Annotated in this window: 10 protein-coding genes; 9 read left to right on the top strand and 1 reads right to left on the bottom strand. The window is 51.5% G+C overall.

Features of this window, described 5'->3' with window-relative positions:
* Positions 1 to 147: 147 nt before the first annotated feature.
* From WCN91_RS07960 to WCN91_RS07925, 8 genes are all read left to right on the top strand, one after another.
* Positions 148 to 1,104 (top strand): AAA family ATPase, encoded by a 957-nt coding sequence (locus tag WCN91_RS07960; protein WP_342677948.1) that lies wholly within the window; start codon positions 148 to 150, stop codon positions 1,102 to 1,104.
* A gap of 8 nt (positions 1,105 to 1,112) precedes the next feature.
* Positions 1,113 to 2,090, top strand: a complete 978-nt coding sequence (locus tag WCN91_RS07955) for a DUF58 domain-containing protein (RefSeq protein WP_425416025.1) — start codon at positions 1,113 to 1,115, stop codon at positions 2,088 to 2,090.
* Complete coding sequence (locus tag WCN91_RS07950) at positions 2,091 to 2,522, top strand: DUF4381 family protein (protein ID WP_342677944.1); 432 nt, start codon at positions 2,091 to 2,093, stop codon at positions 2,520 to 2,522.
* Positions 2,515 to 3,510 (top strand): vWA domain-containing protein, encoded by a 996-nt coding sequence (locus tag WCN91_RS07945; RefSeq protein WP_342677942.1) that lies wholly within the window; start codon positions 2,515 to 2,517, stop codon positions 3,508 to 3,510. The genes WCN91_RS07950 and WCN91_RS07945 overlap by 8 nt, the downstream gene beginning before the upstream one ends.
* Positions 3,510 to 5,495: a VWA domain-containing protein gene (locus WCN91_RS07940; RefSeq protein ID WP_342677940.1), complete on the top strand. Its 1,986-nt coding sequence runs from the start codon at positions 3,510 to 3,512 to the stop codon at positions 5,493 to 5,495. The genes WCN91_RS07945 and WCN91_RS07940 overlap by 1 nt, the downstream gene beginning before the upstream one ends.
* Complete coding sequence (locus WCN91_RS07935; RefSeq protein WP_342677938.1) at positions 5,489 to 7,117, top strand: BatD family protein; 1,629 nt, start codon at positions 5,489 to 5,491, stop codon at positions 7,115 to 7,117. The genes WCN91_RS07940 and WCN91_RS07935 overlap by 7 nt, the downstream gene beginning before the upstream one ends.
* Before the next feature lie 95 nt (positions 7,118 to 7,212).
* Positions 7,213 to 7,731, top strand: a complete 519-nt coding sequence (locus WCN91_RS07930; protein WP_425416022.1) for a sigma-70 family RNA polymerase sigma factor — start codon at positions 7,213 to 7,215, stop codon at positions 7,729 to 7,731.
* On the top strand, positions 7,724 to 8,443 hold the full coding sequence (locus tag WCN91_RS07925; protein ID WP_342677937.1) for a DUF3379 family protein: 720 nt from the start codon (positions 7,724 to 7,726) through the stop codon (positions 8,441 to 8,443). The genes WCN91_RS07930 and WCN91_RS07925 overlap by 8 nt, the downstream gene beginning before the upstream one ends.
* Positions 8,444 to 8,528: 85 nt before the next feature.
* Here the strand turns inward: WCN91_RS07925 and putP are convergent, their stop codons facing one another.
* Positions 8,529 to 10,055, bottom strand: coding sequence for a sodium/proline symporter PutP (gene putP, locus WCN91_RS07920; RefSeq protein ID WP_342677936.1), 1,527 nt, complete (start codon positions 10,053 to 10,055; stop codon positions 8,529 to 8,531).
* A gap of 325 nt (positions 10,056 to 10,380) precedes the next feature.
* Between putP and WCN91_RS07915 the strand changes: the two genes are divergently transcribed.
* A complete protein-coding gene (locus WCN91_RS07915) occupies positions 10,381 to 11,601 on the top strand; it encodes an EAL and HDOD domain-containing protein (protein WP_342677935.1) in 1,221 nt (406 codons plus the stop codon).
* Positions 11,602 to 11,663 lie beyond the last annotated feature (62 nt).

Genomic DNA, 11,663 nt, shown 5'->3' with positions numbered 1-11,663 from the left:
GACTTTAAAACTGAACAATTGTAAGTAAAATCGATCGAACTATTTGACTATAGCAATGCCTAAAGGGCGTTGTTAGGCGTAACTAGGTTAGGATACACGCCCTATTTTTCACAGCATTTAAATATGCCGGCAAGGACAAGTACACTTATGGCAGTTTCTAAGTTTGCACAATTAAAAACCTATTTAGATACCCAAATCATCGGTCAACACCAGCTCACTCAGTCCCTACTTATTGCCGTATTGGCAGACGGTCACCTGCTCGTTGAAGGCCCTCCCGGGCTTGCCAAAACCCGTGCGGTAAACGCCCTAGCCAAAGGCCTTGAGGGCAGTTTTCAACGCATTCAGTTTACTCCGGATTTATTGCCGTCGGATGTCACCGGCACGGATATTTATCGCCAACAAACCAGCGAGTTTGTGTTTGAGCCGGGCCCATTATTCCACAACCTGGTGCTGGCGGACGAAATAAACCGCGCCCCGGCCAAGGTGCAGTCGGCACTGCTGGAGGCCATGGCCGAACGGCAAATCACTGTGGGCAAAAACACCTATCCGCTGGAACAGCTGTTTATGGTAATGGCGACACAAAACCCGCTGGAGCAAGAAGGCACCTACCCGCTGCCAGAAGCGCAGCTTGACCGCTTTTTACTGCACCTCAATATCGATTACCCGGATGCCGAAGCTGAGCTGGCTATTTTACGGCTGACTCGTGGTGAAGCCTTGGCCGGAGAGCAACTAACTATCGAGCCTATTACTCAGGCGGATTTGTTTGCTGCCCGCCAAGAAGTTTTGGCGCTGCATTTGGCCGAGCCGCTAGAGCAGTACCTGGTACAGCTGGTTATAGCTACCCGCGATGGTTTGCGCTTTGATGACGAGCTGGCCAACTGGATTGAATACGGCGCCAGTCCAAGGGCCACCATAGCGCTCGACCGCTCCGCACGCGCCCATGCCTGGTTAAATAGCCGCGACTTTGTCAGCCCGGAAGATATTCAGGCAGTGTTTCATAATGTGCTGCGCCACCGCATTATTCTCAGCTACGAAGCCCAGGCCGAGGGGATCAGTAAAGATCAGGTGTTAACGCGCATCTTAGAGCGCGTGGCAGTGCCTTAATGGCTAGGTTGAAGTCAGCCCTAAGTGTGCAGCAATGGCTACAGCAGTTACATAGCAACGGCCATAGCCTGGCTTTAAAAGAGCTCACTTATTACAAGAGTAAAACCCAGCTACTGGATTTAGCTGTGCGTAAACGCATTCGCAGCCCCCATAGTGGCCAGTATTTGGCGCCGCATAAGGGCCGCGGCATGGAGTTTGCCGAAGTACGACATTATCAAAGCGGCGATGATGTGCGCAGCATCGACTGGCGTGTCACCGCCCGTACCGGCGAGGCTCATACCAAACTGTTTCAAGAAGAAAAGGAACGCCCGGTGCTGATGTTGGTGGACTTTAGCGCCAGCATGCAGTTTGGCTCTCAGTTGTTATTTAAATCTGTACAGGCGGCGCACCTTGCAGCCCTTATCGCTTGGTCTGCCTGTGCCCGGGGCGACAAACTCGGTGCCCTGGTTTTCAATGACCAGCAACACCATGAGTTTCGCCCACAGAGCCGAGATAAAGCGGTGCTGCGGGTGTTCCACGGCCTGCTCGACAGCCATAAACAGCAACAAAGCCTTATTGATGACTCCAGCAGTGCAGGCTCCGCCAACACAGGTTTACTGGCCCAGTTACAGCGCTTAAACCAGCTTGCCAAGCCCGGCTGCACCGTCTATCTGATCAGCGACTTTGCGGTATTGCAACAGGGTGACAACCCGGCCATTGAGCGCGAACTGCAGCGCCTGGCTCGCCATTGTGAAGTGGTCGCCTGCGTGATCAGCGATCCCTTTGAACAGCACCTGCCACACTATCCAGAAGCGGTGAATGTGCGCAGTCATCAGGGGCAATTTAGCCTGCCCCTGCACGACGCTGGCTTTCGCCGCCGCTTTAACCAGCAGGCACAACAACTCGGCGCTTTGCGCCAGCAGAAGTTGGCCCGATATTGCCATTCCTTGGTGGAAATTAGTGCCGCTAAGGCGCTGGAACAACAGTTTTATGAAGGGAGTGCTTAGATGCAGTCAGCCCCCACATTACCATTGGCCGATGTCATTATTCCCACTGAGGTTTCCAGTTGGCCCCCGGGTCCAGCCTGGTGGCTCTTGGCCGCCCTGCTGATACTCTTGGTTATAGCCGCCGCACTGGTTTATCGTCGCCGCCAGCAACACTTGCGCGCCAAACGTCATGCTCTGCAATTGGCAGAGCAACAAACGGCTCTGGGTTTACATCAACTACTAAAGCGCCTGTGCAAGCATTATTACGGTGCCAAGATCAGTGCCCTAAGTGGCCAGCAATGGGCCTTAACCCTTTCCCAGTTAAGTGGCCTTAACTTTAACGCCGATGAACTCAATGCCCTATATAAAGAGGAAGCCGAGCAACATGAGCTGGCGCACAAACTAAAGCAGGCTTTGGTGCAGTTTAAAACCAAGGAGACTTTGGATGTTTGAGTTTTCCTGGCCCTGGCTGTTTATCCTTTTGCCCCTGCCCTGGTTACTGGCCTGGGTGCAAAATAGCAAAAAAACGCACAGCAGCCTGTTGCTGCGTATCGACTCCCTGGCTTATCAGGCCAAGGCAAAAACACAGACCACCGCCAACAAGGGCTGGCCGCATTGGCTGTTGGCTCTGGCCTGGCTGGCCCTGGTAAGCGCCTTGGCGAATCCCGTGTATCGTGGCGAGCCCATCACTTTAGCCAATGAAGGACGAGATATTATGCTGGCGGTGGACTTATCCGGCTCCATGCGCGAGCAGGATATGGCCTATCAAGGGCGCTTTGTTGACCGTTTAAGCGTGGTTAAACGCGTGCTCAGCGACTTTATTACTGAGCGCCAAGGCGACCAGCTCGGCCTTATTCTCTTTGCCGATACTGCCTTTTTACAAACGCCGCTAACCCGGGATCTGGATACAGTAGCGCAAATGCTTGAAGAAGCGCAGATTGGATTAGTGGGTCGCGCCACCGCCATAGGCGACGCCCTAGGTTTAGCGGTTAAACGCTTTAACGATAAGTCCGCCTCCAACAAGGTGGTGATCCTGCTCACCGACGGCCAAAACACCGCCGGCAACCTTACCCCGGAGGAAGCCTTAATACTGGCCAAGGATGCCCAAGTGAAGGTGTACACCATAGGCGTTGGCTCCGATGGTAACTTTGGTGGTGGCCTGTTTTCCATGGGTGGCGGCGCGGCCTTGGATGAGCGCTTGCTTACTCACTTAGCCAAGGAAACTGGCGGTCGTTATTTTCGCGCCACCGACACCCGCAGCCTGGCCAATATTTATCAGGAGCTGGACGCTCTGGAGCCGTTAGCAAAAGAAGAGCAAACGGTGCGCCCAGAAGAAGCACTTTTCTACCTTCCCTTATTATTGAGTTTCTTAATACTCTTGTTAGCCACCGTCTGGCACCGCTTGGCATCTGCCTTACAGCGTGTTGCAGGAGAGCAATAATGACCGAATTTATTTTCTTACGAGAGCAACTATTATGGCTTCTGCTACTGCCTGGCATCTATCTGATCTGGCGCCTGCTTGGGGGTAAAGACGAGCAACAACAGCAACCCCTGATCGCCCCCCATCTGGCGGCGCAAGTGATGCAAGGCGGCGCCGAGCGACGACAAAACAATGGTCTACTCAACGCCCTGCTACTAACGCTTATGGTGGTCGCCATGGCCGGTCCCAGCTTTAGCAAGCAAGAGCTGCCTGTGTATGAGGCGAAAATGGCACGGGTTATGGTGATGGACATGTCCCGCTCCATGTTCAGTACGGATATCAGTCCCAACCGACTGCAGCAGGCCCGCTTTAAAGCCCTGGATATGGTGGAGCTGTTTAAAGAAGGTGAAACGGCGCTTATCGCCTATGCCGGTGATGCCTTTACCATTTCGCCGCTGACCTCAGACAGCCAAACCCTGACCAATCTGATCCCCAGCCTCAGTCCGAATATTATGCCGGAGCAAGGCAGTAATGCGCTGGCAGCACTGACCCTGGCGCAGGAGCTGTTGGAGCAGGCAGACTACCCGCAAGGGGATATAATTCTGCTCAGCGACGGCATAGATAGAGAGGAAGAAGAGGATATCCGCTCCTGGCTCAGCGGCAATGATTACCGCCTGCATATCTATGCCATAGGCAGCGAGCAAGGCGCTCCCATCAGCCTGCCCGATGGTGGCTTTTTAAAAGATAATCAGGGGCAAATCGTTATTCCTAAAACTAACTTTGATCGCCTACAACGCCTGGCGAGATTGGGAGGCGGTAAACTTATTCGTTATCAGCCAAGCAGCGATAACCTTGGCGTATTGGCAGTGTCCAAAGGCGAAAAAATGACGCAACAGGCACAAAACCAGCAAACCCTGTGGCGCATCGATGCCGGCATTTATCTGGCGTTATTGGCTCTGCCCTTGCTGCTATGGCAACTGCAACGCCGTGCCATTATGCTATGCGCCGCCTTAGTGCTGCTACCGCAAGCATGGACCCCAGCCTATGCCGCCAGCGGCCAGTCCTGGTTTAATAATGCCGAGCAAAACGCCCTTAATGCCTACCATGATAAGGCCTATGAACAGGCGGCGCGCTCTAATAACCCTTTAATAAGTGGTGCCGCCAAATACCAGCAGCAGGACTACCAAGGTGCCTTGGCGGACTTTAACAAGGATAACTCGGCCGCCGGTCTGTATAACCAGGGCAATGCCCTGGCGCGGCTTGGCGATCTTGATGCGGCCCTGGAGCGCTATCAGCAGGCTTTGGAGAAAGACCCAAGTCTTAAGGCTGCAGCAAACAATAAGGCCATCCTGGAGCAGGCGAAAAAGCAACAGGAACAGCAACAAGATCAACAAGGTGATCCCGGGCAAGAGCAAGGCTCCCAAGATCAGGACTCACAACAAGAAGACGCTCAACAACAGCAAGATGGCCAACAACAAGGTGACGGCCAGCAACAAGGACAGTCACAACAACAAGACGACTCCGAGCAACAAAATGGTGACAGCAGCGCGCAAAGCGAGCGCAACAGCAATGAGCGCAACCGCCCGCAAAACAGTGCTCAAGCCGCTGATCAATCAGATCAAAACGAGCAACAAGAAGCGGATGAATCTTCTAAGCAGCAATCTAACGAGCAAGATGCCAAGCAAAAAAATAATGCCGCAGCATCGCCTAAGGAATCGCCCGAAGCCGATAGCTCACAAGAGCAAGAAGGTAAATCACAGCTGCAAGCACTGAACGAACAAGAGACTGACGCCGAAAAAGGAGAGCAAGATGCTGAGCAACAGGCTGCCCTGGCCAGTGCCGCACTTAGCCCAGAGGAGCGTGAAAAAGCGCAACAGCTAAATCAGCTGCTACGTAAAATTCCCGACAATCCAGAAATTCTGCTGCGCAACAAGATGCAATTAGAAGCCCAGCAACGTCAAAGTCATCGCCGCCGCTTACCACAAGGAGTAGAGAAGTCATGGTAAGAAGTTTTTTATATATTTGCTTTATTTGCTTAAGCCTGCCGACCTTAGCCTTGTCGCAGCTTGAAGCCAGCGTCGATAAAAACCCTGTGTCCGCCGGTGAATACTTTGTGCTGACCCTAAGCGCCGATGACACCATAAAAGACAGCCAACCAGATACCCAAATCCTGTTACAAGACTTTGTGGTCGGCCCCACCTCTCGCAGCACCAATACCCAGATAATCAATGGGGTGATCAGCCGTAAAACCAGCTGGCGGGTGGAGTTAATGGCCCGTAACCCGGGCCAATATGAGATCCCGGCTTTCGAGGTTAAGGGAGTTAGCTCCACGCCCTTTACCCTGAATGTGGTCGAAGGTAATGAGGCGCAAAGTGATAGCAATAATGCCTTTATCAAGACCGAGCTGACACCGGCCTCCTTGTATGTGCAACAGGCTGCCATTTATACCGTAAAACTTTATATTGGCGTCGACCTTATCGATGCAGCCATGACAGCCCCAGCTATGAGTGAAGCGAACCTGGCTCAGTTGGGTCGCGACAGCGAAAGTCAGGAAGTGATTGATGGCCGCCGCTATCGGGTGATCCAGCGGGAATATCTAATTCAACCACAAAAAAGCGGCACCTTTGAACTGCAAGCACCGGTATTCAACGGCAAAGCCCGTGTAAACTACCGCCCTGTGGCCATCAACGCCCGCGGTACAGATCAGTTAGTGGATATTAAGCCCACCCCGGCGCAGTACAGCGGCGCCTGGCTGCCCAGTGAGCTGGTTGATTTAAGCGAGCAATGGCAAGGTCTGGAGCAAGAAGTAAAGGTTGGCACACCTATCACCCGGACACTCACGCTCACAGCGCTCAACGTTACCAAGGAGCAATTACCGGATCTAACCAGCACAGATATCGAGGCGGTGCGCAGCTATGCGGATCAATCCGAGCGCACTCATGTGGTTCGCAATGGCCGCATTATCGCCCAAACCAAAACCTCCATCGCCTATGTGCCGCAAAAACCGGGCACCTACACGCTGCCGGCAATTTCAATTAACTGGTTTAATACCGTGACTGGGCGCGAGCAGGTAGCCAGTGTCCCCGAGCAGCAAATTACCGTAGTCGCCGCCGATGGCAGCAAAGTAACCGCAATTGAGCCGCCACAGACTGAGCAAATCACCACGCCGGATATCGATGTGAGTGAAGGCGAAAATACCAACCTAGTCCAAGAAGAAACAGGCACCCTTTCCTGGTGGCTGGCCCTGCCCGGCTATCTTCTTTGGCTGGTGACTCTGCTGCTCTGGTGGTTTAGTCACAAACGCAGCAAGGCACAAACTGTAGCTCCAAGCCAACAAACTGCGCCTATTGCGCAGGCAAGTGTGCGTGATATCCAGGACGCCGCGGCTAAGAATGATCCCAAGACCCTGTATCAGGCCATAGACGCCTACGCCAAGGCTCATTATGGCAGTATTGATGCCTGGCTTGCTCTGTGGCCACAAGATGCGGTGCAGGAGTTCGCCAAGCTGCGTCAATCCCTGTATAGCCCAAGCTCGGCTGAGGTCGACTACGGCACTATCGCCAAGGCTGCAGCCTATACCCCGCGCCCAAGCCATAAATCACAGGCTGAGCTAGACTCCTTGTACTAGTCACTTTTTCACCTGGTTTGCGCTGCGTCGCAGGCCGGGTGCAAATATTTCCCCTTTTACGAAATAATTTTTCGTCATTACAGGTCTTTATGGGCATGGCAGATAAACAAAAGCGCTATGAAGCGCTGGTGCAGGTCTACCACAAAGAGCTCTATCGCTTTGCCTTTTGGCTAAGCAAGGATGCCACTGTGGCGGAAGACCTGGTCCAAGAAACATTTTTAAGAGCGTGGCGTTCGTTGGACTCCTTGCAGGATCAGGGTGCGGCTAAGTCGTGGCTGCTAACCATATTGCGCCGTGAAAACGCCCGCCGCTTTGAACGTAAACAGTTTGATTACAGCGATGTCGAGCAAGACTCACTAGTCGATGAGCGCAATACCGCCCTCGATGATGATATGGAGCTCACCGTGCTGCAGCGACATATTATGGCCCTGCCGGATGAATACAGGGAGCCCTTGATATTGCAGGTGATGGCCGGATGCAGTGGCGAGGAAATTGCCGATATCCTGAATCTCAACAAGAACACGGTAATGACGCGCTTATATCGGGCTCGCAACCAGCTAAAAGACGCATTAACTCGTAACCCTGACAAATTTAATGAGGCCCCCAATGGATGAACTCGAATTTCGCCGGCGCCTTTTAGCTCAGCCGCAGAATAAAGACAATGAGTTGCTTGAGTACGCACAACAAAACCCTGAGCGCATGAGTTTAGTCAATGAACTCAAAAGCCTTGATAAGGAGCTGCACCTAGCCATGAATGTGTCGGTGCCGGAAAACCTGGCCGATAAGATTATTCTGAGGCAAAGCATGAGCGATGATACGAGCGCCAATACCCAGCCCCTAAAACGCTCCCCTAATCGCCCTTGGTATCTGGCGCTGGTTGCCAGTGTCGCCTTGGTGTTTACCTTTGCTCTGTATCAGCTTAATAGCCCGATCCTGAGCATAGGCGAGCATGCTCTGGCCCATGTGTACCATGAAATCGACTCGCTGGAGGCCCAAGACCGCCTGGATATGGCCACGGTCAATGCCCGACTTGCCGAGCTGGGTGGCCAATTTAGCGCCCTGCCCGGTGAAGTGACTTTTGTTCGTTTTTGTCGCTTTAAGGGGCAAAAAAGTCTGCATCTGGTATTTAATTCTCAGTTTGGCCCTATGACGGTATTTATCGTCCCCACCAATAACCAATACCTGGGCAATGACTATTTTTCCGATCTGCGTTTTGCCGGACGGATTTCCCACTTTCCCAAGGGCGATGCCATCTTAATAGCCGCCGCACAAGCGCCCATAGATGAATATCAAAGTCGCATAAACCAATCACTGCAGTGGTTATAATCACCGCTGTCCAGATAGCAAAAAGCCACCCTTAGCGAACTAAGGGTGGCTTTTTTATGTCTTTAAGCGAGCGATAAGCCCAGACTTAGTTAAGCTCGGCTTCTACTTCTTCAAAGGTAGCCACTAGCTCTTCGCTTGGCTCTTTGGTTGCCAGCGACACTACAAAAATGGCGATACAAGAGAGGATAAAGCCAGGGACAATCTCATAAATAAGGCTGCTCAGGCTCTGACCGTTAATGCTGATTGGCGCATAAATCCAGAACAATACGGTGGCGGCTCCCACCACCATACCAGCAATCGCACCTTGCAAGTTCATGCGTTTCCAGTACAAGCTAAACAGCACCAAAGGACCGAAGGCAGCACCGAAACCAGCCCAGGCATTACTTACCAAGTCCAAAATAGAGCTGTCGCGGTCATAGGCAAGGTAAATGGCAAACAAAGCAACCAGCACTACGCTGATACGACCGATTAACACCAACTCTTTTTGTGATGCTTCACGGCGCACATAGATACGATAGAAGTCTTCCGTTAGCGAGCTTGAGCACACCAACAGCTGAGATGAAATGGTACTCATAATGGCCGCTAAAATCGCCGCCAGTAAGAAGCCGGCAATCAAGGGATGGAACATCAGCTCGGCAAGCACCAGGAAAATGGTTTCCTTATCATCAATAGGCATTTGGTTTTCCAGCATATAGGCAGCGCCGAATAAACCGGTTAATACCGCACCTATGGCTGAGAGCGTCATCCAGGACATACCAATACGACGCATGGTAGGCATTACCTTCACCGAGCGTACCGACATAAAACGCACAATAATATGCGGCTGACCAAAATAACCCAGACCCCAAGCCATGGCAGAAATAATGGCTATGGTTGAACCACCGGCAAACCAGTCCATCATATTCAGGCTATGCACTTCGCTGTCTTTAGGCGCAGCCAAGAGCAAGTCATAACTGGCGTTGCCAAGGGTTTCGAACACCGGCTGATCCAGCATGGTATAAGTAACAAGCGGTACCGCCAGCAAGGACACAAACATGATACAGCCTTGCACGAAATCAGTCAGGCTCACCGCCAAGAAACCACCGAACAGGGTGTACAGCACCACCACGCCCGTGGTCACATACAAGCCGGTTTCATAACTCATACCAAAGGAGTTCTCGAACAGCTTACCACCGGCAACCACGCCGGATGAGGTATAAAGGGTAAAGAAAACTATGATAACGATGGCGGAAATAACGCGGAGAATATTTTTGTTATCGGCAAAGCGATTGGCGAAGTAATCCGGGATGGTAATGGCGTCATTGGCTTTTTCCGTATAGACGCGCAAACGCGGTGCAACCAGGAAGTAGTTAGCCCAGGCACCCAGTACCAGGCCTATGGCTATCCACACCTTGCTTAAGCCAAATAAGTACATGGCTCCAGGCAAGCCCATTAGTAGCCAACCACTCATATCCGATGCCCCGGCAGACAGAGCAGCAACACTTGGTGACAAATTTCGACCACCGAGCATATAGCCCGACACATCATCAGTCGATTGTTTATAGGCGTACAAGCCTATGCCAAGCATGACAATAAAATAAATGGCGAGTGATATTATCGTACCTAATTCCAAACTAGCCTCCAACTTTAGCGCTAAATATTGCGTGCCTTGAGCACTGGCCCAAGGCTATTTGTTATTATCTTATCCAGCCGTTTAATACAGCCGAGTCGCATACTATAGCATGGCGAGCGGGGGCAACTCCAATTAGTGCGTTCGTTGCCATAATTGCGATACCAAAGGCAAGTATGTTGTTTAAACGTAAAAAGTACTTTCCTATCGTAACAAAAGTATATAATACTGAATGAAAGCCAATTCAATTTCTCATACTATTAGAAATACAATGGCTCCGTAATGGACTATGGCTCTAACTAATAAGCAACCAGTATGGATGTGATAAATGAATTTCTACGCTGCGCGACAACCTATTCTCGATAGAGACAAATCCCTAGTAGGCTATGAACTCCTCTTTCGTGATAGTCTTGATAACGTCTTCCCTCAGATTAATGGTGACGAAGCCACCTCGCGACTTATCGAAGGCAGTCAGTTTACCTTTGGCCTTGAAGAGCTAACCGGCAACAAGCCCGCCTATATTAATTTCACCTTGGAAACCCTGGCCAAGGGCTATGCCACCACCATGGGCAACGACGAGATCGTCGTGGAAATACTTGAAACTGTGCAGCCTGGCAAGCGCCTGCTGGCACTGACCAAGGAGTTGAAAGAGCAAGGCTATACCTTGGCGCTCGATGATTACCAGCATCAAAATGTATGGCGTCACTTTTACCCCTATATCGACATTATTAAAATCGACTATTTGCAAACCTCGGTAGAGCAAATAGAGGAAGTGATTGCAGCGATTAAGCCCTTCCCCCATATTAAGCTGCTGGCGGAGAAGGTTGAAACTTATGAGCAGTATCAACAGGCTATGGATCTTGGCTTTAGCTTATTCCAGGGCTTTTTCTTTTCTAAGCCGGAGATGGTGCAAAGCAAGGCGCTGCCGCCTTCTGAATTGACTTTGGCTGAGCTGCTTTATGAAACCTCCACCACCGAACTGGACCTAGCCAAGATCACTGCGGTGTTCGAGCGCGACGTTAACCTTTCCTACAAGCTGCTACGCTATTCCAACTCGGCCATGTTTAAGCGCCGTACGGAAATCGCCACTATCAAGCAGGCCCTAGTGGTACTTGGCGCTAAGGAAATCAAAAAGTTCCTATCTCTGTTGTTCGCCGCTCAACTGTCGTCGGATAAACCTGCCGAGCTTATGCGTCTGTCTTTGACACGCGCGCGTTTTGCCGAGGCATTAGCGGAGCAGCATCCGGATCAAATCGACTCGGGTCGTGCCTTTTTAGCGGCCATGATGTCGCTGCTTGATGCCATCTTGGATCAAAACATGAGCGAGGTAGTAGAGCGTTTACCTCTGGCTCAGGATATCAAAGAGGCGCTACGCGACGGCAAAGGGGAATTAGGCGATTACCTGGCACTGGTTGCACAGTACGAACATGCCCAGTGGCAAGAGGCCAATGACACCATAGAAAAGATGAAGCTAGATGGCAAGCGCGTGCCGGATGCTTACCATGAGGCCATTCTATGGGCTCAGGAACAAATGAAGGCAATTATGTAAGTCTTTATTTTTCAATCAAAAGTGATAAATAAAAAAAGCCTGCGAATCATGCAGGCTTTTTT

Origin of the sequence: Pseudoalteromonas qingdaonensis (assembly GCF_038739665.1) — a bacterium.
Lineage (GTDB): Bacteria > Pseudomonadota > Gammaproteobacteria > Enterobacterales > Alteromonadaceae > Pseudoalteromonas > Pseudoalteromonas qingdaonensis.
Note: the sequence above shows the minus strand (reverse complement) of the source record. Positions and strands in the feature narration are given on the sequence as shown.